The organism is Labrys sp. Lb11 (genome assembly GCF_057554225.1).
This window is the reverse complement of record NZ_BAAJOT010000006.1, coordinates 320759-345298: the sequence shown is the minus strand read 5'-3', so window position 1 is coordinate 345298 and position 24540 is coordinate 320759. Positions and strand designations below refer to the sequence as shown.

General features: G+C 69.1%; 22 protein-coding genes and 1 tRNA gene. 13 read left to right on the top strand and 10 right to left on the bottom strand.

The window, feature by feature from the left end:
• Positions 1-11: 11 nt before the first annotated feature.
• Positions 12-899 (bottom strand): transcriptional regulator GcvA, encoded by an 888-nt coding sequence (gcvA, locus tag AC27L4_RS23630; protein WP_487144870.1) that lies wholly within the window; start codon positions 897-899, stop codon positions 12-14.
• A gap of 174 nt (positions 900-1073) precedes the next feature.
• Here gcvA and AC27L4_RS23625 point away from each other — a divergent pair, with 174 nt between their 5' ends.
• The 7 genes from AC27L4_RS23625 to AC27L4_RS23595 all read left to right on the top strand — a co-directional run bounded on the left by AC27L4_RS23625 (position 1074) and on the right by AC27L4_RS23595 (position 7223).
• Positions 1074-2042 (top strand): DMT family transporter, encoded by a 969-nt coding sequence (locus AC27L4_RS23625; RefSeq protein ID WP_487144868.1) that lies wholly within the window; start codon positions 1074-1076, stop codon positions 2040-2042.
• Positions 2043-2611: 569 nt separating this feature from the next.
• Entirely contained in the window at positions 2612-3040 is a 429-nt protein-coding gene (locus AC27L4_RS23620; protein ID WP_487144867.1) for a hypothetical protein, read from the top strand.
• 143 nt (positions 3041-3183) lie between these two features.
• A complete protein-coding gene (locus AC27L4_RS23615) occupies positions 3184-3963 on the top strand; it encodes a calcium-binding protein (RefSeq protein WP_487144865.1) in 780 nt (259 codons plus the stop codon).
• Between the two features lie 540 nt (positions 3964-4503).
• Positions 4504-5037 carry a sigma-70 family RNA polymerase sigma factor gene (locus AC27L4_RS23610; RefSeq protein WP_487144863.1) on the top strand — a complete coding sequence of 178 codons (534 nt, stop codon included), beginning with the start codon at positions 4504-4506 and terminating at the stop codon, positions 5035-5037.
• A complete protein-coding gene (locus AC27L4_RS23605; RefSeq protein ID WP_487144862.1) occupies positions 5034-5807 on the top strand; it encodes an anti-sigma factor family protein in 774 nt (257 codons plus the stop codon). The genes AC27L4_RS23610 and AC27L4_RS23605 overlap by 4 nt, the downstream gene beginning before the upstream one ends.
• 22 nt (positions 5808-5829) lie before the next feature.
• Positions 5830-6546: a Bax inhibitor-1/YccA family protein gene (locus AC27L4_RS23600; RefSeq protein ID WP_487144860.1), complete on the top strand. Its 717-nt coding sequence runs from the start codon at positions 5830-5832 to the stop codon at positions 6544-6546.
• A 137-nt stretch (positions 6547-6683) separates the two neighbouring features.
• Positions 6684-7223, top strand: coding sequence for a DUF2076 domain-containing protein (locus tag AC27L4_RS23595; RefSeq protein ID WP_487144858.1), 540 nt, complete (start codon positions 6684-6686; stop codon positions 7221-7223).
• Positions 7224-7472: 249 nt separating this feature from the next.
• Here the strand turns inward: AC27L4_RS23595 and AC27L4_RS23590 are convergent.
• A tRNA-Ile gene (locus AC27L4_RS23590) sits at positions 7473-7548 on the bottom strand.
• 132 nt (positions 7549-7680) lie between these two features.
• On the opposite strand from AC27L4_RS23590, the gene AC27L4_RS23585 reads away from it, so the two are divergent.
• Entirely contained in the window at positions 7681-8400 is a 720-nt protein-coding gene (locus AC27L4_RS23585; protein WP_487144856.1) for an SIMPL domain-containing protein, read from the top strand.
• 58 nt (positions 8401-8458) lie between these two features.
• Here AC27L4_RS23585 and AC27L4_RS23580 read toward each other — a convergent pair whose 3' ends face one another.
• On the bottom strand, positions 8459-8839 hold the full coding sequence (locus tag AC27L4_RS23580) for a glyoxalase superfamily protein (protein WP_487144855.1): 381 nt from the start codon (positions 8837-8839) through the stop codon (positions 8459-8461).
• Between the two features lie 150 nt (positions 8840-8989).
• On the opposite strand from AC27L4_RS23580, the gene AC27L4_RS23575 reads away from it, so the two are divergent.
• Positions 8990-9469: an Lrp/AsnC family transcriptional regulator gene (locus AC27L4_RS23575; protein WP_487144853.1), complete on the top strand. Its 480-nt coding sequence runs from the start codon at positions 8990-8992 to the stop codon at positions 9467-9469.
• A gap of 35 nt (positions 9470-9504) precedes the next feature.
• Here AC27L4_RS23575 and AC27L4_RS23570 read toward each other — a convergent pair whose 3' ends face one another.
• The 4 genes from AC27L4_RS23570 to AC27L4_RS23555 form a co-directional block, all read right to left on the bottom strand.
• Positions 9505-10002 carry a hypothetical protein gene (locus AC27L4_RS23570; RefSeq protein ID WP_487144852.1) on the bottom strand — a complete coding sequence of 166 codons (498 nt, stop codon included), beginning with the start codon at positions 10000-10002 and terminating at the stop codon, positions 9505-9507.
• A gap of 48 nt (positions 10003-10050) precedes the next feature.
• Positions 10051-10524 (bottom strand): transcription elongation factor GreA, encoded by a 474-nt coding sequence (gene greA / locus AC27L4_RS23565; protein WP_487144851.1) that lies wholly within the window; start codon positions 10522-10524, stop codon positions 10051-10053.
• 107 nt (positions 10525-10631) lie between these two features.
• Positions 10632-13949 carry a carbamoyl-phosphate synthase large subunit gene (gene carB / locus AC27L4_RS23560; RefSeq protein WP_487144849.1) on the bottom strand — a complete coding sequence of 1106 codons (3318 nt, stop codon included), beginning with the start codon at positions 13947-13949 and terminating at the stop codon, positions 10632-10634.
• Positions 13950-14080: 131 nt separating this feature from the next.
• Positions 14081-14998 carry a LysR substrate-binding domain-containing protein gene (locus AC27L4_RS23555; protein WP_487144848.1) on the bottom strand — a complete coding sequence of 306 codons (918 nt, stop codon included), beginning with the start codon at positions 14996-14998 and terminating at the stop codon, positions 14081-14083.
• Positions 14999-15154: 156 nt separating this feature from the next.
• Between AC27L4_RS23555 and AC27L4_RS23550 the strand changes: the two genes are divergently transcribed.
• Positions 15155-15355 (top strand): hypothetical protein, encoded by a 201-nt coding sequence (locus tag AC27L4_RS23550; protein WP_487144846.1) that lies wholly within the window; start codon positions 15155-15157, stop codon positions 15353-15355.
• Between the two features lie 58 nt (positions 15356-15413).
• On the opposite strand, the gene AC27L4_RS23545 is transcribed toward AC27L4_RS23550, so the two are convergent.
• From AC27L4_RS23545 to carA, 3 genes are all read right to left on the bottom strand, one after another.
• The gene (locus tag AC27L4_RS23545; RefSeq protein ID WP_487144845.1) at positions 15414-17105 is read right to left on the bottom strand and encodes a methyl-accepting chemotaxis protein; all 1692 of its coding nucleotides are present in this window, start codon (positions 17103-17105) and stop codon (positions 15414-15416) included.
• 173 nt (positions 17106-17278) lie between these two features.
• The gene (locus tag AC27L4_RS23540; RefSeq protein ID WP_487144843.1) at positions 17279-18328 is read right to left on the bottom strand and encodes an extensin-like domain-containing protein; all 1050 of its coding nucleotides are present in this window, start codon (positions 18326-18328) and stop codon (positions 17279-17281) included.
• 10 nt (positions 18329-18338) lie between these two features.
• Positions 18339-19577, bottom strand: a complete 1239-nt coding sequence (carA, locus tag AC27L4_RS23535; RefSeq protein WP_487144842.1) for a glutamine-hydrolyzing carbamoyl-phosphate synthase small subunit — start codon at positions 19575-19577, stop codon at positions 18339-18341.
• A gap of 202 nt (positions 19578-19779) precedes the next feature.
• Between carA and AC27L4_RS23530 the strand changes: the two genes are divergently transcribed.
• The 3 genes from AC27L4_RS23530 (at position 19780) to rpoD (ending at position 24487) form a co-directional block, all read left to right on the top strand.
• Positions 19780-20235 (top strand): GatB/YqeY domain-containing protein, encoded by a 456-nt coding sequence (locus AC27L4_RS23530; RefSeq protein WP_487144841.1) that lies wholly within the window; start codon positions 19780-19782, stop codon positions 20233-20235.
• Positions 20236-20426: 191 nt separating this feature from the next.
• Complete coding sequence (gene dnaG, locus AC27L4_RS23525) at positions 20427-22331, top strand: DNA primase (protein ID WP_487144839.1); 1905 nt, start codon at positions 20427-20429, stop codon at positions 22329-22331.
• Between the two features lie 155 nt (positions 22332-22486).
• Positions 22487-24487, top strand: a complete 2001-nt coding sequence (rpoD, locus tag AC27L4_RS23520) for an RNA polymerase sigma factor RpoD (RefSeq protein WP_487144838.1) — start codon at positions 22487-22489, stop codon at positions 24485-24487.
• Positions 24488-24540: the final 53 nt, after the last annotated feature.

The following is a 24540-nucleotide window of genomic DNA, read 5'->3' as shown; positions in this document are numbered from 1 at the left end:
GCGCCGGCCGCTCATCGCCGCCCTGCCTCCGCCAGCAGCCAATCCCGGAACGCCGCGACATTCGGCCGGTCGAGAGCCGTTGCCGGATAGACCAGATGGTAGGCGAGCTCGCTGGCGATTCCCTGCCTGAAAGGCGCGGTCAGGACGCCGGCCGCAAGCTCGCGCTCGACCAGGGAGACGCGCACCAGGGCGATGCCGAGGCCGGCCTTGGCGGCCTCGATGGCGCCGTTGCCGTCGGCGAAGACCGTGCCTCGCGCCGCATCGACCTGCCGCACTCCCGCCGCCTCCAGCCACAGCCGCCAGTCATGGCGGTGTTCGTCGTGCAGCAACGGCACGCCGGCGAGATCGGCCGGCGACGACAGGCCGCCGGCCTGCCGCACCAGCTCGGGATTGCAGACCGGCACCAGTTCGTCATCGAGCAGGCGTTCGCTGACCAGGCCGTCATAACGGCCCATGCCGTGCCGCACCGCCAGGTCGATGCCGTCGCGGCCGAAATCCGCCACCCGGTTCGAGGCGCTGATCCGGACATCGACGCCGGGCCGCATCACCTCGAAGCGACCGAGGCGCGGCAGCAGCCATTGCACCGCAAAGCCCGAGGTGCAGCTCACGGTCAGGACCGAGGAGCGCGCATGGTCGACGATCGCCGCCGTCGCCTCGCGCACCAGCCGGAAGGCCGTGCGGAGCGTGGCAAAATAGTCCCGGCCCTGCGGGGTCAGCGACAATTGCCGCGGCCGTCGCAGGAACAGCGGCACGCCGAGCGCCCTCTCCAGCTCCCTGATCTGCAGGCTCACCGCGCCGGGCGTCACGTTCAGCTCCCGCGCCGCGAGCGTCACGCTGAGATGGCGGGCGGCCGCCTCGAAGGCGCGCAGGCCGCCGAGCGGCGGGAACGGGGTCGCCATGATTTAGCCATCCTCAATCATCCGGCGAGAAACACTCGATTGTCGCCGCATCCCATCTGTCCTATCCACATCGGCCGGGAGCTCGGAAAATTCCAGGGCAAGTTAGAGAGTTTCCGGCGGGCGGCAAGATGCTATGCGCCGAGCACAACTCAATCATTGGATGGAGCAGGCGACATGGCGACCCCAAGGGCGATGGGACCGGCGGAATGGGGCATGCTCGTGGTGCTGTCCGTGCTGTGGGGCGGCTCCTTCTTCTTCAACGGCATCGCCGTGAAGGCCTTGCCGCCGCTCTCCATCGTCACCCTGCGCGTCGGCCTGGCCGCGATGGCGCTGCTCGTGCTGATACGCGCCCTGGGCCTCGCCATGCCGCGGGATGCACGCGTCTGGGCGGCCTTCGTCGGCATGGGCATCCTCAACAACGTCATTCCCTTCTGCCTGATCGTCTGGGGCCAGACCCGGATCGGCAGCGGCCTGGCCTCGATCCTGAATGCGACGACGCCGCTGTTCGGCGTGGTGGTCGCCCATGTCCTGACCGCGGACGAGAAGATGACCGGCAACCGGCTCGCCGGGGTGGTCGTCGGCTTCCTCGGCGTCGCCGTCATGATCGGGACGAACAAGCTCTCCGGCCTCGGCTCGAACCTGTGGGCGCAACTCGCCGTGCTCGGCGCCGCGCTCTCCTACGCCTTCGCCGGCATCTTCGGCCGGCGCTTCAAGGCGATGGGCGTGCCGCCGCTGGCGACGGCCGCCGGCCAGGTCTGCGCCTCGACCGTGCTGATGGCGCCGATCGCCCTCGTCGTCGACCGGCCCTGGACGCTCGCCCTGCCCGGCCCGGCGACCTGGGCGGCCGTCGCCGGCCTCGCCCTGCTCTCCACCGCCCTCGCCTATGTCCTGTTCTTCCGCATCCTGGCGACGGCCGGCGCCACCAACCTGATGCTGGTGACCTTCCTGATCCCGGTCAGCGCCGTCCTGCTCGGCTCCCTGGCCCTCGGCGAGCAACTGGAAGCCCGGCATGTCCTCGGCATGGCGCTGATCGCCTGCGGCCTCGCCGCCATCGACGGCCGGCTGACCGCCATGCTGCGGCCACGCCGGAAGCCCCTGGCGGCGGCCCCGGGCGACATGCCCGGGCAGGATGCGCGGGGCTGATATTGCCGCTTCGTAAACGTGACGCCGACCGGGCGGACAGCGGCGCACCGTCAGAGCCGTTCTCCACGCCGCGCGCCCGGGTGATGATCTCGAACGCGATCACGGCCCATGAAGCTTCGATCGCCCCGGCCGATATCGCCGCGCCGGCGGCCGGGCTGCCGACGCCGGCCCGTGCCCGGCAGTTCGCTGCCGCGCGCCCAGCCTCTTTTCTCCAGGCCCGGTCCGGGGGACTGCACGGTGGAAGGCGGGCCGTTCGCGGCCGGCGGACGGCACCGGGCCGGATGCGCAAAGCCGGCCTCGGGGGGCAGCGGATCGACGCGCCGATGCCGCGGCATTCGCCGGCTGACGCCAGGCTCGCCGGAGCGGCTTGCCGGACAGACTTCCGGTGGGAGAGCTGGCGCCCTCGCAAAACTTTTGGAACGAGTAGGGCCCCTGCGCGTTTCCGGATCCGGGAGACCAGCCCCGCCGCCGGGCCGCCAATGCGCGGCCGCGCCCCGCGAGATGGCGCTTGCGAGCCCGGTCGAGCCGCTTCGGCTCTCTCCCGATCGCCAAGCCCCCAGGAGGCTGTCATGAAGCACGAATCGTTGGAGGACCTGAAGCTCAAGGCCGATGTCGCCCCGCTGCTCGACGAACCGTCGTTGTCCCGGCGCGAGCGCCTCGAGCGTTGGGCCGCGGTGCTGGAGCACCATACCGACTCGCTGTCGCCGTTGCTGCGGGTCGAGCATTATTCGCGCCAGGACCGCAGGGCCCTGCGCGGCGACCGCTCGCCCATCTCCGTCGCCTTCGCCGATCCGGTTCTGCGCGCCGACGGCCTCAACGGCGACACCTTCGGTGATGCGCTGACCTTTTTCGGCCTGAACGACCGCACGGCACATCGACTGCTGTGCGATTGCCACTATCGGGGCACCATGACCGGCGCAAAGGTCGCCAGCCGCCTGCGGGCGGTGGCGCGGGGTGGGATGTTGCGTCAGATCTGGGACTGGGTCCGACCGCTCTGACGGCGGAAACAGCATCGGCGCCGGCAGCGGCCGTCTTGGCGCGAAGCGGCCACGCCGGCGCCCTCAAATTGCCATGCGACGCAGTTGAGCTAGGCCATCTCGCCGGCGGGACCGGCCAAGGGTAAGTATGGAGTAACGGACCGATGGTCACGATCGTTGCAGGCAATGTCACGGGCTTCGATCTGCGCGACATTGACTTCACCAATCTCCTCTACGGCGACGACTACTATCGCACCAGCACGACGTTCTCGGTTCTCTATCCGACGGGTGCACAGGACGTCTTCACCGGCAGCAACCTGCGTTATGACATTTATGGCGATCTCTATTCCGGAACAGTCAAGACCTACCAGTTCCTGGACCAGTACGATCGTAGCGTCTTCAAGATAAGCGGCCTGTCGATCGATGCCGGCGCCATCACCAGGGCCGCCGACACCTATTCGCTGGCCGACGATTTCGCGCTGCTGCGCAACGCCCTGCGGGGCGCCGACGTGCTCATCGGCGGCAGCAAGAACGACTATCTCGAGAGCTTCGGCGGCAATGACCGCCTCAACGGCGGCGCCGGCAATGACGGCATCGACGGCGGGGCCGGCCATGACACGCTGACCGGCGGCACCGGCTCCGATTCCTTCGTCTTCCGTTCCTTCAGCGCCGCCGACAGCGACACGATCAAGGACTTCACCCACAATGTCGACGTGATCGACCTCCAGCGGACGGCATTCAAGGCACTGCCCCTCGGTGAGCTCGCCGCCAGCGCATTCTATGCCGGCACCCATGCCCACGACGCCAGCGACCGCATCATCTACGACAAGACGACCGGCCAGCTGTTCTACGATCCCGACGGCACCGGCGCGCAGCAGCAGCACCTGGTCGCGACGCTGACCAACCACGCCGCCGTCACGGCCAGCGACATCTTCGTGTTCTGAGAACGCCCCGAGAGCCGTCGCCCTGCCATCGGGCCCGCGCCGCTCGGCGTTTTCGGGGAACAAGGGCGCCAACCCGATCGCCACGGACAGGCCTGCCCTGTCCATCCCGACGAGGTCGCATGCGATCTCGTCGGGATGGACACGACTGTTGGGTGCCGCCGTCACCCGATTCCGTGCGGTAGCGTGCGCGTGGATGGCCGGATCAAGTCCGGCCATGACGGCTGAAAGGGCATCGCCTTTCCCCGGAGCAACGTGGTCCGGCCCTATCTTGGCGCCTATGGGATCAAGTCCGGCCATGATTGATTGAGAGGCCGCGCCCGATCGACAGCCGGAGCACGTGTTGCCGGACGATCCCTTCCGCCCGACGGCACAGGCGTCTCGCGCCGATCGAGGCAAGCGATATCCACAGCCTGATCGCCCGGATGCGCCTGCCCCGGCGCGACGCCTGGATCGACGGCGGCCATTGCCTCGTCCGGCGGCGTCGATGAAAAAATCGCGGCACCGCGGGATGAACCCCGGCCACGGCTCCGTATACGCAGCATGGACAAGTCAAGATCCCGCTTCGACGTGCTCGGCCAACTCGGCTCGCTGCGGCGCTATGCCCGTTCGCTGGCGCGCGACACCGCCGAGGCGGAGGATCTCGTGCATGACGCGCTGGTGCGGGCCTATGAGCGGCGCGGCAGCTTCCGTGCCGGCGGCAACCTGCGCGCCTGGCTCCTGTCGATCCTGCACAACGTGTTCATCGACCGCAGCCGGTCCCGGCACGCGGAGGCCGCACGCGTCAGTGCCGCCGAGCATCTGGTCGAGCCCTTCGCCGAACCGACGCAGGAGCATGTCCTGCGCCTGGCGCAGATCCGGCGGGCCTTCCTCGCTCTGCCGGAGGAACAGCGGACGGCGCTTCACCTCGTGGCGGTCGAGGGCCTGACCTACCAGCAGGCAGCCGACACGCTCGGCATCCCGCCGGGCACGCTGATGTCGCGCATCGGCCGGGCCCGGGCGAGCCTGCGCGAGACGGAGGGGACGGCCCCCTCCCAGCCGCGCGGCCATCTCAGGATCGTCAGGGGGACGGAATGAACGAGCCGCGCGACCCTATCCTGGACGCCGACCTCGACGCCTATGTCGACGACCAGTTGGACACGCCCCGCCGCATCGAGGTGGAGGCCTATCTGTCCGCCCATCCGAACGTCGCTGCCCGGGTGATGACGGATCTGCGTATGCGCGACGAGTTGCGCCTCGCGCTGGCCAGCGCCACCGGCATGCCGCGGCCCGCCACGGGCGACGTCGCCCGCCGGCTCGAGCGGGGCCTTGCCCGCGGCTGGCTCCTCGGCAAGGTGCAGCGCGTGGCCGCGGTCGGCCTGTTCGTCGCGGCCGGATGGTTCGCCCACGACGTGGCCGGCCCGCTGACGGTGACGCAAAGCGTCGCCTCCACGCCCTCGCCCTCCTATGTCGGCGATGCGATCCAGGCCCACAGGACCAGCCTGGTCCGGGCGTCGATGGCGTCGCAGCCGGCCATCCGGACCTTCGACCCGGCGGAGATCCGCGCCGCCACGGCCATCGTCCTGCCTGCCCTGCCCAAGGGCTGGAAGGTCCGGGACGTGCAGGTCTACCCCTCGCAGTTCGGCCCCAGCGTCGAGATGGCGCTCCTGTCCGAGCAGCAGGGCAGCCTCTCGCTCTTCGCCGTCCGGCCGGGGAGCTTCAACGTCATCCCGCCGACGGTGGCCAGCACCGCGGAGGCCACCGCCGCCTACTTCCAGATCGGCGAGGTGGCCTATGTGCTGGTCGGCCAGCCCGGCACCGAGCATCTCGACCGCATCGCCGGGAAACTCTCGGCCTCCCTGTACTGATCGTTCCACCAGGACAAACCCGATGAACACGCCTGCCTACGGATATCGGACCGGCACCGCCCAGTCCGCCGCCCTGTTCGACCAGGGCCTGCGCCAGCACATGCTGCGCGTCTACAACTATATGGGCCTCGGCCTGGTCCTCACCGGCATCGTCGCCTTCATCGTCGGCTCGACGCCGGCCCTCTACGTACCGATCTTCTCCACCCCGCTCAAATGGGTGGTGATGCTCGCCCCGCTCGCCTTCGTGTTCCTGTTCTCCTTCCGCATCGAGTCGATGTCGGCGGCGGGCGCCCAGGGCATGTTCTGGGCCTTCTGCGCGGTGATGGGCCTGTCGCTCGCCTCGGTGTTCCTGGTCTTCACCGGCACCAGCATCGCCCGCACCCTCTTCATGGCCGCCGCCATGTTCGGCGCCACCAGCCTCTACGGCTACACCACCAGGCGCGACCTGACGCAGCTCTCCTCGTTCCTGATGATGGGTCTGATCGGCGTGGTCATCGCCAGCCTGGTGAACCTGTTCCTCGGCTCCTCGGCGCTGCAGTTCATCATCTCGGTGGTCGGCATCCTGGTGTTCGTCGGCCTGACGGCCTGGGACACCCAGACCATCAAGGAACGATATGCCGAGAACCTCGGCGCCGAGTCCCAGCAGAAGATGGCGGTGTTCGGCGCCTTCTCGCTCTACCTGAACTTCATCAACATCTTCCAGCTTCTGCTGCAGCTCACCGGCGAGCGGGAAGAGTAAGCAGCCCCGGACAGCATCGCACGGCTCTCGCCACGACCGGTTTTGCATGTCCGGCGCGGGACCGATGCCGTCCAGGCGCATGAATGCGGGCAGGCTCGAGAGAACCTGCCCCGACACCCAGCGGAGTTCCCACGGCAATGGACAGAAACGACCAGCAAGCGATCGAGGGCCTGTTCGGCAGGCTCGCCGAGGTGGAGCGGCAGGCGCCGCACCGCGACGCCGGCGCCAGCGACTTCATCCGCGACCGGATCGCGCAGCAGCCCGCCGCCCCCTACTACATGGCCCAGACCATCGTCGTGCAGGAGCAGGCGCTGAACGCGGCGCAGGCCCGCATCGAGGAGCTGGAACAGCAGGCGGCCCGACCGGCCGGTGGCGGCGGCTTCTTCTCCAGCCTGTTCGGCGACAGCCGCCAGGCCGCGCGCCCGGCCGGCGCGGCGCCGATCCAGGCCCCGCCGATGCAGCAGCCCTTCGGCCAGCCCCAGCCGGCGCAGCGCGGCGGCGGCTTCCTCGCCGGCGCCGCGCAGACGGCGATGGGCGTGGCCGGCGGCGTCCTGCTCGGCAACGCCATCGCCGGCATGTTCGGCGGCGACGAGGCGAAGGCTTCCGAGCCGAAGGCCGAGGAGCAGTCGCAGGATGACGGCGGCGACGACAGCGGCTTCGACCTGAGCGAGCTCTGAGCGACGATTCGGACGGGTGGCTGTGTCAAGCCGCCACCCGTCTGCGGGGAAGAGCGGCGGCGCCTGCCGGAGCGGCCGGAACAGCCGTCGGCGGGATCATCAAGGCGCAGACGGCAAGCAGACATGAACGCGGTCCTGCGCGCCTATGTCGAAGCGCGGCGCAAGCGGCCACAGGTGCGCCGACCCGGCCGAAACGTTGCCGTGTTCGCAGTGTGCCCGTGAGCAATCTGCGTGACATATTGAAATCGTTGGTGGGCCCGGAGGGACTTGAACCCCCAACCAGACCGTTATGAGCGGCCGGCTCTAACCATTGAGCTACAGGCCCGTAGCGCAACGCATCCCTAGCGTTTACGCGAGAGCGCGGCCCCCCGCAATCCCGGCGGAGCGCGCCTTCGCCACGATCCGGCCGCGATGCGATGCCACCCAGCGCGCCGGCACATTGCCCATAGGAGAGATCATGCTGTTTCGCTTCCTCGCTCCCCCGGCGCTCGCCCTGTTCGCGTTCGCCGTGCCGGCGGCCACCCTCGCCGTCGCGGCGGATCGCGACGATTTCACCATTTCCGTCGTCGGGGACGGCACGGCCAGCGCCCGGCCGGACATGGCGGTGATCACCGCCGGCGTGGTGACCCAGGCCGCGACGGCGCGCGAGGCGCTCGACGGCAATTCCCAGGCCACGGCCAAGGTCATCGCCCTGTTCAAGGCCGAGGGCATCGACGCCAAGGACATCCAGACCTCCGACTTCTCGCTGCAGCCGGTCTACGTCTATCCCCAGAACGGCGAGCAGATGCCGCCGCGCATCACCGGCTATACGGTCAACAACAACGTCGCGGTGCGCATCCGCGATCTCGGCAAGCTCGGCGCGGTGATGGACAAGGCGGTGGGCGCCGGCGCCAACGCCGTCAACGGCATCCAGTTCCGGGTGTCGCGCCAGTCCGAGCTGCTCGACGAAGCGCGCAAGGCGGCGGTGGCCGACGCTCGGCGTAAGGCCGAGATCTACGCCACGGCGGCCGGCCGCAAGCTCGGCCAGGTAACGCGCATCGTCGAGGGTGCCTCGCGCGAAGCCCCGGTGCCGATGGCGGCATTCGCCAAGCGGGCCGGCGATTCGGCGCCGGTGCCGATCGAGGCCGGCGAGAGCGAGCTGCACGTCGAGGTCAACGTCACCTTCCAGGCCGACTGACGGGCTCGGCCCCCTGCCCCGCGCCGGCCGCGCCCTCGGGCGCGGCCGATGCCCAGGCTCATTCCTCGTGGCCGCGCGCCTGCTCGAAGCGGATGCGGTTGCCGAACGGATCGATCACCTCCATCACCTGCGCGTTCCAGGGCGCCTCCTCCAGGCCCGGGCGCATGAAGCCGTAGCCCTTGGCATTGACCTCGGCGTGAAAAGCTTCGATGCCGCTCATGCGTACGAACACGATGGTGCCGGGCGTGCCGTCGCCGTGATGCTCGCTCAGATGCAGCGCCAGGCCGCCGCGCGACACCTGCATGTAGAGCGGCGCGGCATCGTCGAAGCGATGCTCCCAGTCCACGGCGAAGCCGAGAAAGCCGACATAGAAGGCCTTGGCCTTCTCCTCCGAGAAGATGCGGAGGATCGGAATGGTCTCGTGAAAGGCAATCGGCATCGATGGGTCTCGCGATTTCGTACTGGGGCTGCGCGCAAGCTTATGTCGTGGATGGCTCGTCCCGCGCCATAAAGATGCTTGCCTTGCTTCCATGACCCGGTCTAGAGCCTGTCAGGGACCGGAACCCCTGTTCGCAACGGAAAATCGCCAGTGCGTGCACGCCTTGATACCGTCGACTGGAAGATCCTGCGGGAATTGCAGGCCGACGGCCGGATGACCAATGTCGAACTGGCGTCGCGCGTCGGCATTTCCGCCCCGCCCTGCCTGCGCCGGGTGCGGGCGCTGGAGGAGAGCGGCGTCATCAAGGGCTACCGCACGCTGCTGGATGCGAGCGCGCTCGGCTACGAGGTGACGGTCTTCGCCATGGTCAACCTTGTGGCGCAGGCAGGCCCCGCCCTGGCGGCCTTCGAGGAATATGTGCGCGGCCAGCCGCTGGTGCGCGAATGCTGGATGCTGTCGGGCGATGCCGACTTCGTGCTGAAATGCGTGGCGCCGGACCTCAAGGCGTTCCAGGCCTTCGTGGTCGAGCTGACCGCCGCCCCGTCCGTGCGCAACGTCAAGACGGCGCTGACGCTGCGCCCGGTCAAGGACGAGGCGATCGTCCCGGCCGAACTGCCGCTGCCGGACTGACGCAGCTTTCGCCTGGCCGCGGATGACGCCTCGACTCAGGCGAGCTTGACCACGATCCAGTGGGCGTAGGTGCGGGCCAGGTTCCTGAGCCGGCGTGGATCAGGATAGATGTCCATGATCGAGCCGAAGACCTGGCCGGTGCTGGCCAGCAGCGGGAAGCTCGCATAGGCCTCGCCGCGCGGCCCCACCAGTTCCACCCGGCCATCGAGCTGATCGACGGAGTCGAAGCCAATGCGGAAATCGTCCCGTCCGCCGCCGTCATCCTCGAGGACGACCGTCTTCAGCTGAACGATCAGGGTCGACCCGCCCTTCGCTCCCGGCACGTAGCGCGGGCCTAGCTCGACGGCGAGCGCCTCGGCGACCATGGGCGCGAGCTGCGCCAGGGTGACGTTGGCCGAGCCGCTGGCGCGGATGGCGCCGATCGGCCGGTTGCGCGCCTCCAGCGGCAGCGGCACCGGGGTGGCGCAGCCGGCGGCGAGCGCGGCGAGCAGCGATGTGCCCGCGAGGCCCAGCATGGCGCGACGGTCGAGCATGTCGGTCCTCCGGACGGATGGGCGGCGGCGGCCGCCGCCCGGCTCGTCTCAGCCCCAGGCGACGTTGGCGATCTCGTAGGCCTTCGGGCCCTTGGGCGTGTTGACCTCGACCGAGACGCCCTGCTTCTTGCCGACCAGGGCGCGGGCGAGCGGCGAGCCGATCGAGATCTTGCCCGAGCGCACGTCCGCCTCGCTCTCGCCGACGATGACGTAGGTCTTTTTTTCTTCGGTGTCCTCGTCGATCAGCGTGACGCGAGCCCCGAACTTGACGATGTCACCCGACAGCTTGGAGACGTCGATCACCTCCGCGCGGGCAAGCATGTCCTCCAGCTCGGCGACGCGGCCCTCATTGTGGCCCTGCGCCTCCTTGGCGGCATGATATTCCGCGTTCTCGGACAGGTCGCCATGCGAGCGCGCTTCGGAGATCGCCGCAATGATGCGCGGACGCTCGACCTGCTGGCGCTGCTTCAGCTCCGCTTCGAGCGCCGCGTGACCCGCGGGGGTCATCGGGATTTTGTCCATCGTCGTTCTTCTCTACCAAGACGCAAAAAACTCACGCGGCCGGCATGGAATCCGGCCCGCGGTCGGTTGCACTGTCGGACTTCACGCCCGGCGCCGCCGTCTGCCCGTCAGGCAGCGGCCCCGAAATAGGATTGCAACGAGCGCACTTCCAGATCGCCGCTCCTGAAGGCCTTGATCCCCTGCGCCGCCGCAATCGCACCGGAGAGAGTGGTGTAATACGGCACTTTATGCAAGAGGGCCGCACGGCGCAGCGACCGGGAGTCGCTGAGCGCCTGGGCGCCCTCGGTGGTGTTGAACACCAGTTGCACGCCGCCGTTCTTGATGGCGTCCACGATGTGCGGACGCCCCTCCAGCACCTTGCTGACGCGCGTGGCGGCGATGCCGTTCTCGGCCAGGAAGCGCTGCGTGCCGTCGGTGGCGAGGATGGTGAAGCCGAGCTCGACCAGGAGCTTCACGGTCTCGACGATGCGCGGCTTGTCATCGTCCTTCAGCGACACGAACACGGCGCCCTCCGTGGGAACCTTGGTGCCGCTGCCGAGCTGGCTCTTGGCGAAGGCGACGCCGTAATCGGTGTCGAGGCCGATCACCTCGCCCGTCGAGCGCATCTCCGGCCCGAGCACCGTGTCGACGCCGGGGAAGCGGGCGAAGGGGAACACCGCCTCCTTCACCGCGATATGGCCGAGCGGCTTCGACACCAGGCCGAAGGCGGCGAGGGTCTCGCCGGCCATGATCCGAGCCGCGATCTTGGCGATCGGCTCGCCGATCACCTTGGCGACGAAGGGCACGGTGCGGGACGCGCGCGGATTGACCTCCAGCACGTAGATGGCGCCGTCCTTGATGGCATATTGCACGTTCATCAGGCCGCCGACGCCGAGCGCCAGCGCCATGGCCCGGGTCTGGCGCTCCAGCTCGGCGATGATCTCGGGCGACAGCGAGCGCGGCGGCAGCGAGCAGGCCGAATCGCCGGAATGGATGCCGGCCTCCTCGATATGCTCCATGATGCCGGCGATGAAGGTGTCCTTGCCGTCGCTGAGGCAGTCGACGTCGACCTCGACCGCGTCGGAGAGATAGCGGTCGAACAACAACGGGTTCTTGCCGAGCACCATGTTGATCTGGCCGGTCTTGTCGTTGGGATAGCGCGCCTTGACGTCCGGCGGCACCATCTGCGGCAGCGTGCCGAGCAGGTAGTCGTCGAAGGTGGCCTCGTCGCGGATGATCGCCATGGCCCGCCCGCCGAGCACATAGGAGGGCCGCACCACCAGCGGCAGGCCGAGATCGGCCGCCACCAGGCGCGACTGCTCCACCGAATAGGCGATGCCGTTCTTGGGCTGGCGCAGGGCCAGCTTGTCGATCAGGCGCTTGAAGCGGTCGCGGTCCTCGGCGAGGTCGATCGCATCGGGCGAAGTGCCGAGGATCGGGATGCCGGCCGCCTCGAGCGCGGCGGCCAGCTTCAGCGGCGTCTGCCCGCCGAACTGGACGATGACGCCGTGCAGCGTGCCTCTCGACTTCTCCGTCTCCAGGATCTCCAGCACGTCCTCGCCTGTCAGCGGCTCGAAATAGAGCCGGTCGGACGTGTCGTAGTCGGTCGACACCGTCTCCGGGTTGCAGTTGATCATGATCGTCTCGAACCCGGCGTCCGAGAGCGCGAAGCAGGCGTGGCAGCAGCAATAGTCGAACTCGATGCCCTGCCCGATCCGGTTCGGCCCGCCGCCGAGGATCACCACCTTGCGCCGGTCCGAGGGGGCGGCCTCGTCCGCCGGCGCGCCGGCGAAGGGCGCGGCATAGGTCGAGTACATGTAGGCGGTGGGCGAGGCGAACTCGGCGGCGCAGGTGTCGATGCGCTTGAACACCGGGCGCACGCCGAGGCCGCGCCGCGCCGCCGAGGCCGCGCCGTCGGCGAGGCCGGCCAGGGTCTCCAGGCGCCGGTCGGAGAAGCCCATGGCCTTCAGCGCCCGGAAGGCGCCCGGCGTCGACGGCAGGCCGAGGCGGCGGATCTTCTGCTCGGTCTCGACGATGCCGCGGACCTGGGCCAGGAACCAGGGATCGATCTTGCACACGGCGTGGATGTCGGCGTCGCTGAGGCCGAGGCGCATCGCCTGCGCCACGCGCAGGAGCCGCTCCGGCGTCGGCTCGCCGAGCGCGGCGCGGATGGCGTTGCGATCGTCGCCCTTGCCCAGGCCCTCGATCTCGATCTCGTCGAGGCCGCTCAGCCCGGTCTCCAGCGAGCGCAGCGCCTTCTGCAGGCTCTCCTGGAAGGTCCGGCCGATCGCCATCGCCTCGCCCACCGACTTCATGGCGGTGGAGAGGATCGGCTCGGCGCCCGGGAACTTCTCGAAGGCGAAGCGCGGGATCTTGGTGACGACGTAGTCGATGGTCGGCTCGAACGAGGCGGGCGTGGCGCCGCCGGTGATGTCGTTCTCGATCTCGTCCAGCGTGTAGCCGACGGCGAGCTTGGCCGCGACCTTGGCGATGGGAAAGCCCGTGGCCTTCGAGGCCAGGGCCGAGGAGCGCGACACGCGCGGATTCATCTCGATGACGACGAGACGGCCGTCGGCGGGATTGACCGCGAACTGCACGTTGGAGCCGCCGGTCTCGACGCCGATCTCGCGCAGCACCGCGATCGAGGCGTCGCGCATGACCTGGTATTCCTTGTCGGTCAGCGTCAGGGCCGGGGCGACGGTGATCGAATCGCCGGTGTGCACGCCCATCGGGTCGATGTTCTCGATCGAGCAGACGATGATGGCATTGTCCGCCTTGTCGCGGACCACCTCCATCTCGAACTCCTTCCAGCCGAGCACGCTCTCCTCCACCAGCACCTGGCTGGTGGGCGAGGCGTCGAGGCCGCGCTCGATGATGTCGATGAACTCGGCCCGGTTGTAGGCGATGCCCCCGCCCGTGCCGCCGAGGGTGAAGGAGGGGCGGATGATCGCCGGCAGCCCGATGGTCTCCAGCGCCTCCAGCGCCTCGACCAGCGAATGCGCCATGGCCGAGCGCGGCGTCTCCAGGCCGATCCTGGTCATGGCGGCGCGGAAGCGATCGCGATCCTCGGCCTTGTCGATGGCGTCGGCCTTGGCGCCGATCATCTCGACCCCGAACCGCTCCAGCACGCCCGACGCCGCCAGCGCCAGGGCGGTGTTGAGCGCGGTCTGGCCGCCCATGGTCGGCAGGAGCGCGTCGGGCCGCTCCTTCTCGATGATCTTGGCGACGATCTCCGGGGTGATCGGCTCGACATAGGTCGCGTCGGCCAGCTCCGGATCGGTCATGATCGTCGCCGGATTCGAGTTGACCAGGACGACACGATATCCCTCTTCCTTCAGGGCCTTGACCGCCTGCGTGCCGGAATAGTCGAACTCGCAGGCCTGGCCGATGACGATCGGGCCGGCGCCGATGATGAGGATCGAGGAGATGTCGGTGCGTTTGGGCATTGCTCGTCCGAATAGCGGGAGACCGGCATGAAAAAGCCGCGGGGCATCACACCGCGGCGCCGGACGGATCGAGCCGTGGGATTAGAGCATTTTGGCGTCCGGGGGAAGGATGATGTTGCCGATCGGCGCGCCTATCCCGCCCCGCGGCCGGTCTGGGCCTTCGCGGGCAACAGGCTGCCGGCGGCCGCCTCGGCCATGATGAAATCCCGAAATGCCCGGACCTTCGGCACCTCCAGGGCGCCGGGCCGGTAGACCAGGTAGTAGCCGCAGTTCCCGATGGCGAGATCGGTCACCTCGACGAGGTGCCCCGCCGCGATCTCCTTGGCGACCAGGCCGGCCTCCACCAGGGCCAGCCCCTGTCCGCCCAGGGCCGCCTCGACCAGAACGTGCTCGTCGTCGAAGACGAGCCCCTGCTCCGCCAGCCGCGGATCGAGCCCGGCCATGGTCAGCCAGTCCGCCCATTCCTCCCGGGTCTCGGAGTGCAGCAGCGCCGCCCCGCCGATGACGGACCGCACGTCCGGGCCGAGCCGCCGGACGAGCTCGGGCGCTGCGACCGGCGTCAGGTCCAGCGAGAACAGCCGCTCCGCCTCGACGCCCGGCCAGCGCCCACGCCCGCTGCGAATGGCGAGGTCCAGCCCTTCCGACGCCAGGTCGAGCACGGTCTGGGTGTGGCGCACCGAGACCTCGATCTGCGGATGGCGTCCGGCAAAGCGGCGCAGCCGCGGCGCCAGCCAGCGCCCGCCGAAGAAGGGACTGACGGTGATGCCGAGCATCGCCCTGGCCCGGCCGAGGTCGGCGATAGCGCGCTCGAGCATCGAAAAGGCCGAGGAGGCCGCCGGCAGCAGCATGCGCCCCGCCGCCGTCAGTTGCAGGCGCCGGGTGCTGCGCTGGAACAAGGCTTGCCCGATCTGGTCCTCCAGCACGCGGATCTGGTGGCTGACCGCCGCCTGGGTGACGTGCAGTTCCTCGGCGGCGCGGGTGAAGCTCAGCAGGCGGCCGGCAGCCTCGAACACCCGCAGGGCTGGCAGGGAAGGCAGGCGCTCGCCCATGGCGGCCTCCGCTCATTCATGAGCAGAACTTCTTAATAGCAAGTTCGATGAAAGAAAAGCTCGTTTGCGGACAAGTCCGGCATGGCCTTCAATCCAAAGCATATTTCCCGAAACCGGCGCAGTGTCGCCGCATGGGCAGCAAGACGGAGGGCCGTCATGTTCCAAGATTCGCTCATGGCCGGATGGAGCCGTGGCCTGACCCTGGCGGTCCGGATCCCGCGTGACGCGCCGCCGGCCGAGCCACCGCGCCGGCGCCGGCGGCTTCTCGGCCATGCCGCCATGCGGCTCGGCCGCGTCCTCGTCGCCTTCGGAGAGCGGCTGGCCGGGCCGGGCGAGGCGGCCGCACGGCCGTGCTGAACGGAAAGGCCCGGCCGCCGACCTTTCGGGTCGCGGGCCGGGCCGCTCGGAGAGGCTCTCAGGCCGTCCGGATCTGCCCGACGAAGCCTTCGACTTCGTGGTTCAGCCGCTCGGAGTCGCGCGACAGGTTGCTGGCGGCCGCGAGGATCTCGACCGCGGCGGCACCGGTGCGGGCCGAGGCCGCGCTCACCGAGACGATGTTGGCGCTGACCTCCTGGGTGCCCAGCGCGGCCTGCCCGACATTGCGGGCGATCTCCCGGGTCGCCGCATCCTGCTGGCCGACGGCATCGGCGACCGCGGCCGAGATCTCATTGATGCGCTGGATGGTCCGGTCGATGCCGGCGATCGCTCCGACCACGCCCTGGCTCGCGCCCTGCACGGCGTTGATCTGGTGGGCGATGTCCTCGGTCGCCCGGCTGGTCTGCGCCGCCAGCGACTTGACCTCCGAGGCGACCACCGAAAAGCCCCGGCCGGCCTCGCCCGCCCGGGCCGCCTCGATGGTGGCATTGAGAGCGAGAAGGTTGGTCTGCGCCGCGATGTCGTTGATCAGCCTCACCACCTCGCCGATCTTCTGGGCCGAGACGGCGAGGCCGTGGGCCAGGGCCTGCGCATCCGCCGCCTGGCCGGCCGCGTCGCCGGCGATGCCCGAGGCCTCCTCCACCTGGCGGGCGATCTCCCGGATCGAGGCGGTCAGCTCCTCGGCCGAGGCAGCCACGGTCTCCACGTTCGAGGACGCCTCTTCCGAGGCGGTGGCGACGACGCTGGAACGCTGCCGGCTGTCGTCGGCCGAGGCCTCCATCGCCTGGGCGCTCTGCTCGAGCTGGCGGGCCGCTGCGCCGAAATTCTGGATCATGCCCTGGACCTCGGCCGAGAACCTGTCGGCGAGGCCGGCCATGGCGGCGCGGCGCTCGGCTTCGGCCTCGGCCTTGGCGCGGCCCTGCTCGGCTTCGAGCGCCTGCACCTTCATCGCGTTCTCGCGGAAGGTGGCAAGGCTGCGCGCCATGGCGCCGATCTCGTCGCGGCGCCCGGCCCCTTCGACCGCGACGTCGAGGTTGCCGTCGGCGAGGCGGCTCATCGCGGCCGAGAGGCGCACGAGCGGCCGGGATGCGGTGGCGCGAACCAGCAGCACCAGCAGCAGCACCAGCACGAAAACGCCGGCGGCAGCGCCGCCGACCATGATGCGCAAGGCGTTCGCCTGCTCGACCCGGCTCGCCTCGCGGTCCGCCGCCATGCGCTTGCCGCTCGCCTCGACCAGTTCCTCCAGCTTGCGCGTCACCCGGCGGATCGCCGGCGACAGTGTCTGCTGCGACGTCGCCAGGGCATCGGCCCTGGCGCCGCCCTTGGCCTGCGCCAGGGTCTGCTCCATCGCCGGCTGGACCTTGTCGCCGAACTCGGCGAGCAGCTCGTCGACCTTGCCGGCGATCTCCGGCGACGCCGAGCGGGCGGCCGTGAACGCGCCCTGCGCCCGCGCGCGCACCTGGGCAGCGCCCTCGGCCAGGACGATGATCTTGGCCTCGTCCGTCTCGGCCACCGCCTGGAAGATCAGCCGGTTCATGTCGGCGATGCGCTGGGCGGCGCCGGTGAGCGACAGCATGGCGGTCGCGTCCTGATCCAGCAACTGCGTGTAGGTCTCCTCGGCGTTGCGCAGCGTCGTCGCCGCCAGGCCGACCAAGGCCCCTGCTCCCACGGTCACGACGACCGCCAGCGGAACAGCGATCTGGGTGATCAGCTTGAAGTCGGTGAAGCGCATGAATACGATCCGGTCGGGCCCTGCCTGGGTGCTCGACAGTCACGAGAAAGCAATGCGCTTAATGTTCGGCTAATGCCGGTAACGCGCGTCGACAAAGTCCCGTGAAGTGGCCGCAGCGACATACCGTCGCCGCAGGCATCTGCCCTGCCGACATGACAGGCAAGGATCGCGCGCTAGCGGCAGGCCTTCCAGCGGCCGAGATCCATGTGCAGGTGGTTCTCGTGCATGCCGTCCGAGCCCGGGCCGAGCACCACCTGGAACACGTCGCAGGTGTCGGCATGGACCAGCTTCAGGAAAGCGCCGCTGGCGCCGCGGCTGTGGAAATCACGCTCGACCGTATACTCCTTGCCGCTCGCCGTGACGAAGGCGGCGATGTCGACGGCATTGGCATGCGAATGCTCGCTGAGGCGGGCGCGGCGACGATGATTCATGGTGCGGCAGTCATAGGAGGCGGCGACCTTCATGGCCACGATCGGCTCGCCCAGGGTCTTGGCGGCTGCCGCCTGCACCTCCGCCTCCCATCGGGCCAGCCCCTGCACCATGCCGACGTCGAGCGTCGCCGGCGGCACCAGCGAAGTGCGGCCGTTGGGGCCGAGCGCCGTGACCTTGTAGGGCCGTGCGACGCTGCAGGCCCCCTTGACGATCGGCGGCAGCGGCTCCATCCGCGCCAGGGCATTGATGGCCATGCCCGCCCCCGGCATGCCGCCGAGCATCGCCACCTTGGTCTCGGGCGCCGCGGACCTGGCATCCGGACGGAGCACCATGCCGTCCTTGGCCGGCAGCGGCGGGATGACGGCGGCGGGATCGGCCGGAGCGGCGCGGGGCAAGGGCGCCGCAGGGACCGGCACGGGCGCGGCCGCCTGCGCCGCCTCGTCCTGGTCGATGACGCGGGGCCGCGGCACCGGCAGCGGCACGGAGATCGCCTCCGGCACCGGCCGGGACAGCGCCACGTCCGGCGACAGCGAGGCATAGGCGGCGGCGCCCGGCGTCACCACCGGCCGTTCCGGCGGCGTCGGCACGCCGGCGAGCATGATCGGCGGCAGGTCGCGCGCCACCCCGACGATCGGCCGGGCCTTGGGAGAGGGCGCCGGATAGGTCGCCAGCGGCTCGGCCGCCACCACATCCCAGCTCGCCTCGAAATAGTCCGGCAGAGGAACGGCGTCGCCCGCCACGGCGGCACAGGGCCCCAGGAGCACCAGGCCGGTGGCGATCGCAGCACGCATCAGCATTCCCTCAAGCCGCCTTCGCGGCGCGCCGTTTATCCATCATCGCGACAAAACGATCGAACAGGTAATGGCTGTCGCGCGGCCCGGGAGACGCTTCCGGGTGGTGCTGCACGGAAAAGGCCGGGCGGTCGGTCAGAGCCAGGCCGCAATTGGAGCCGTCGAACAGCGAGACATGGGTCTCCACCGCATTGGCCGGCAGGCTGCCGCGATCCACGGCGAAGCCATGGTTCATCGACACGATCTCCACCTTGCCGGTGGTCAGATCCTTGACCGGATGGTTGGCGCCGTGATGGCCCTGCTTCATCTTGGTGGTCCGCCCGCCGACGGCAAGGCTGAGCATCTGGTGGCCGAGGCAGATGCCGAACACCGGCACCTCGCGCTCGAGCAGGGCCCGGATCACCGGCACCGCATAGGCCCCGGTCGCGGCCGGATCGCCCGGGCCGTTGGACAGGAACACGCCGTCGGGCTGCAGCGCCAGGATTTCGTCGGCCGTGGCCGTGGCCGGCACCACCGTCACGGCGCAGCCGGCATTGGCGAGCAGGCGCAGGATGTTGCGCTTGACGCCGTAGTCGACCGCCACCACGCGATGGCGCGACGCCTCCTGGCGGCCATAGCCCTCGTTCCACCGCCAGACGGTCTCGTCCCAGTCGAAGCGCTGGGCCGAGGTCACGGGCGGCACCAGGTCGAGGCCGTCCATCGAGGGCAGCGCCGCGGCCTGGCGCCTCAGCGCCGCGATATCGAAGATCCCGTCCGGCGCATGGGCGATCACGGCGTTGGGCATGCCCTTGTCGCGGATCAGCGCGGTCAGCGCCCGCGTGTCGATGCCGGCGATGCCGGGGATGCCGCGCGCCTTCAGCCAGGCGTCGAAATGGCGGGTCGCGCGGTAGTTGGCCGGCTCGGTGATCGGAGCGTACACCACGACGCCGCGCACGCCCGAGGTCGCAGCCATGTTGACGGTCTCGATGTCCTCGTCGTTGACACCGACATTGCCGATATGAGGAAAGGTGAAGGTGACGATCTGCCCGGCATAGGAGGGATCGGTGAGGATCTCCTCATAGCCGGTCATCGCCGTGTTGAAGCAGACCTCGCCGGCGGCCTCGGTCTCGGCGCCGAGCCCCTGCCCCTCGAGCACGGTCCCGTCCGCCAGCACCAGCAACGCCGTCACCTTCGGCTCGACCCAGGCGTCCGGCGCCTGCGCAGCAGTGAGGGATGCCTGGCCAGGGGCCGCGACTTGTGTGCCGGTCATTTTCGTCCTAAGTCCCCGTTGCGCGGGCGGCGGTGTGCCGAAATGGGGCAATCGCCGGTGTGGCGCGGAAAGTAAGGGGGCGGCCGCGACGCGTCAACCCCGGACACTTTCAATAAAGATACGGCATATCAGATACTTAGTGGAGCGCTTGCAAAATGCCTTCGGCATGCGGCGCTCGTTCCGGACGAGTGAGGAAAGCCAGATGTCCCTGCGGGAAACGTTGAGCGCCGCGGTCAAGGAATCGATGAAGGCGGGCGACAAGACCCGTCTGTCCGTCGTCCGCATGATCCAGGCCGGCCTGAAGGACCGGGACATCGAGGCGCGCGGCAACGGCAAGGACCCGATCCCGGATGCCGATATCCTGTCCATGCTGCAGAAGATGATCAAGCAGGCGCAGGAATCGCGCGAGACGGCCGAGAAGGCCGGCCGTGCCGACCTCGCCGACCAGGCCAACGCCGAGATCGGAGTGCTGTCCTCCTTCCTGCCCCGGCAAATGGACGAGGCCGAGGTCAAGGCCGCCATCGCCGCCATCGTCGCAGAGGTCGGCGCCGCCGGCCCCAAGGACATGGGCAAGGTCATCGGCGTGCTGAAGGAACGCTTCGCCGGGCAGATGGACTTCGGCAAGGCGAGCCCGCTGGTCAAGCAGGCCCTGGCCTGAGGCGGCCCGAGGGCGGCAGCTCAACCGCGGCGGCCGGGCCCTCTCGCCCCGATCTCAGCCCCCGTCCGGTCGGGGGATAGCGGGGATAACCGACCGGCGCCGATCCCCGGCGCCATAGAATTGCGACGAAGCGCCGCGATCCTGGGGACCGCGGCGCTTGCCAAGCTTTGTCGCCGCCTCACATTAGAGCCATGAAATTCTCGCCGTCCCTGCTCGATGAGATACGCGCGCGCCTGCCGGTCTCCACGGTGGTCGGGCGGCGGGTCAAGCTGAAGAAGCAGGGGCGGGAATGGCGCGGGCTCTCGCCGTTCCAGGCCGAGAAGACGCCCTCCTTCTATGTCAACGACCAGAAGGGCTTCTACCACTGCTTCTCCTCCGGCCAGCACGGCGACATCTTCCGCTTCCTGATGGAGACGGAGGGCCTGCCCTTCCCCGAGGCAGTCGAGCGCCTGGCCGGGGAAGCGGGCGTCGAGCTGCCCAAGAGCACCGCCGAGGACGTGCGCCGCGAGGAGCGCCGGGCCACGCTGCACGAGGCGATGGAGATGGCGGCGAAGTTCTTCCAGAGCCGGCTGCATGCCCGGGAAGGCGCGGCTGCGCGCGGCTATCTGGCCGATCGCGGCCTGACGCCGGCGATCCAGGCCGAGTTCGGCCTGGGCTTTGCGCCCAACGAGAAGTTCGCGCTGCGCGACCATCTCGCCGGCAAGGGCGTCGATCGCGACACCATGATCGAGGCCGGCCTGCTGATCCACGCCGAGGACATCCAGGTGCCCTATGACCGCTTCCGCGAGCGGATCATGTTCCCGATCCACGACGCGCGCGGCAAGACCATCGCCTTCGGCGGCCGCGCCATGGCGAAGGAGGCGCAGGCCAAGTACCTGAACTCGCCCGAGACCTCGCTCTTCCACAAGGGGTCCTGCCTCTACAACCACCACCGCGCCCGCGAGGCCGCGCACAAGAAGGGCGGCGTGATCGCGGTGGAGGGCTATGTCGACGTCATCATGATGAGCGCGGCGGGCTTTTCCAACACCGTCGCCCCGCTCGGCACCGCGCTCACGGAGGACCAGCTCGAGCTCCTGTGGCGGATGAGCGAAGAGCCGGTGCTGTGCTTCGACGGCGACAAGGCCGGACGCCGCGCCGCCTGGCGCGCTCTCGACGTCGCCCTGCCCCATGTCGGCCCCGGCAAGACGCTGAGCGTCGCCCTGCTGCCGGAAGGCCAGGATCCGGACGAACTGGTCCGCTCGGCCGGCACGGGCGCGGTCGAGGATGTGCTGCGCGCCGCCCGGCCGCTCTCCGACATCCTCTGGGCGCGGGAGACCGAGAGCGGTGACATCACCACCCCCGAGCGCCGCGCGGCGCTGGAGCGCCGGCTGATGGAGGCGATCGCTCCGATCAAGGACGAGACGGTGCGCCGGCACTACCGCGCCGACATGGAGGGGCGGCTCAAGGCGCTGTTCGGCCCGCCGGCCCGCCAGGGCCTTTCGCCCGCCGGCGATGGCCCCCGCAAGGGCCGCCCGCGTGAGGGGCGCGCGGGCCCCTCACCGCCGATTGCCCAGCTCGTCACTCCCGGCGTGCGCGAGGGGGCGCTGATGCGCGGCGGCCGCAGCGCCCTGCCGGCGCGCGAGGCCCTGATCCTGGCCGTGGTGGTCGGCCACCCCTTCCTGCTGGAGCGCCATTGCGAGGCCCTGGCCGAACTCGAATTCGACAATGCCGACGCCGATCGGCTGCGCCGCTGCCTGGTCGACTGCGCGGCCGAAGACATCCGCGAGACCGCCTCCCTCCTGCCCCGGCTCGAGGCGGAGGGCTTTGCCCGCATCCTCGAGCGGCTGGCGGCCGACATGCATTGGTGGGTGCGGCCCGATGCCGCTGAAAACGATGTCGAGCAGGCTTTTGCACATGTCGTCACCTTGCATCGCAAGGCGCGAACGCTACATAGGGAGTTGAAGCTCGCCACTGCTGCGCTCGAACGGGATTTTACCGACGAGAACTTCGCTCACCTGGCCGCCATCAAGGCACAGATCGCCACGATGGAAGGCGTCGAGGCAACGATCGAAGGTTTCGGCGCATCGTCCGGCCGCGGCAGGCGCGGATCGGTATGAGACGATGTCGATGTGACGCAGACTTCGTAGGGTTAAGGGCGGTTTAATTTTTGACCGTCTAAGTGTATAGGCACCACGCGGGCGGCTCCGGGGGACGGGTGCTGCCCTTTTTGGCGTAGGCTCGTTCAGCGTCGAAGGACTTGAGGAGACACGGAATGGCGACAAAGCCCCCCGAGAAGGACGAGACGCCGGAAGGCGACGAGCCGCACAAGGACAGCCCGCTTCTCGACCTTTCGGACGCTGCCGTTCGCGCCATGATCAAGCGCGCCAAGAAGCGCGGCTACGTCACGCAGGAAGAGATCGCCAACGTCCTGCCTTCCGACAAGGTCGATCCCGACACGATCGAGGACGTGCTCGGCATGTTCTCGGAGATGGGGATCAACGTCGTCGAGACCGAGGAGACGGACGACGACGAGCGCGAGCGCGAGGAGGCCCCCGGCGAGGAGGAGGAGGCGGAGGGTGGCGACCTCGTCGAGGCGCAGCAGACCCGCACGCCGGCCCGCACCGAGACCACGACCAAGGAACCGGCCGACCGCACCGACGATCCCGTGCGCATGTACCTGCGCGAGATGGGCACGGTCGAGCTGCTGTCGCGCGAGGGCGAGATCGCCATCGCCAAGCGCATCGAGGCCGGCCGCGAGGCGATGATCGCCGGCCTGTGCGAGAGCCCGCTCACCTTCCAGGCCATCATCATCTGGCGTGACGAGCTCAACGACGGCAAGATCCTGCTGCGCGACATCATCGACCTCGAGGCGACCTATGCCGGTCCCGACGGCAAGAACGCCCCGGTCTCCTCCGGCGAAGGCGCAGAGGCCGCCGCCGAGGGCGAGACGGACGACGCCATGCCGCCGATGGACGGCGAGATGGACGAGGACGACATGGAGAACAACGTGTCGCTCTCGGCCATGGAGGCGGAGCTCAAGCCGAAGGTGCTGGAGACCTTCGACAACATCGCCGACAACTACAAGAAGCTGCGCCGCCTGCAGGACGTCAATGTCGAGCAGCGCCTGCAGAATGCCCGGCTGAGCCCCGCCCAGGAGCGCAAGTACAAGACGCTGAAGGACCAGATCGTCTCGGACGTGAAGTCGCTGTCGCTCAACCAGGCCCGCATCGATGCGCTGGTCGAGCAGCTCTACGACATCAACAAGCGCCTGATCGGCTATGAGGGCCGGCTGATGCGACTGGCCGAGAGCTATCGCGTCGAGCGCACCGACTTCCTCAAGACCTACCAGGGCTCCGAGCTCGATCCCAAGTGGATCCTGCGCGTCTCCAAGCTCGGCTCCAGAGGCTGGAAGGAGTTCGTCGCCGCCGAGCTCGACACGATCAAGGCGATGCGCGAGGACATCCACAACCTCGCCACCGAGACCGGCCTCGAGATCATCGAGTTCCGCAAGATCGTGCACATGGTGCAGAAGGGCGAGCGCGAGGCACGGCAGGCCAAGAAGGAAATGGTGGAGGCCAACCTGCGCCTCGTCATCTCCATCGCTAAGAAGTACACCAATCGCGGCCTGCAGTTCCTCGACCTGATCCAGGAGGGCAATATCGGCCTGATGAAGGCGGTGGACAAGTTCGAGTACCGCCGCGGCTACAAGTTCTCGACCTACGCCACCTGGTGGATCCGGCAGGCGATCACCCGCTCGATCGCCGACCAGGCCCGCACCATCCGCATCCCCGTGCACATGATCGAGACGATCAACAAGATCGTACGCACCTCGCGCCAGATGCTGCACGAGATCGGGCGCGAGCCGACGCCGGAGGAACTGGCCGAGAAGCTGGCCATGCCCCTGGAGAAGGTGCGCAAGGTCCTGAAGATCGCCAAGGAGCCGATCTCGCTGGAGACCCCGATCGGCGACGAGGAGGATTCGCATCTCGGCGATTTCATCGAGGACAAGAACGCGATCCTGCCGATCGATGCGGCGATCCAGAGCAATCTGCGCGAAACTACGACGCGGGTTCTGGCTTCTCTCACGCCCCGCGAGGAGCGCGTGCTGCGCATGCGCTTCGGCATCGGCATGAATACGGACCACACGCTGGAAGAGGTCGGCCAGCAGTTCTCGGTGACGCGCGAGCGCATCCGCCAGATCGAAGCCAAGGCGCTGCGCAAGCTCAAGCACCCCAGCCGGTCGCGCAAGCTGCGCAGCTTCCTCGACAACTGACGTCCGGCCATCGCGATGGTCAAAAGGCGGGGCTCGCGCCCCGCCTTTTTCAT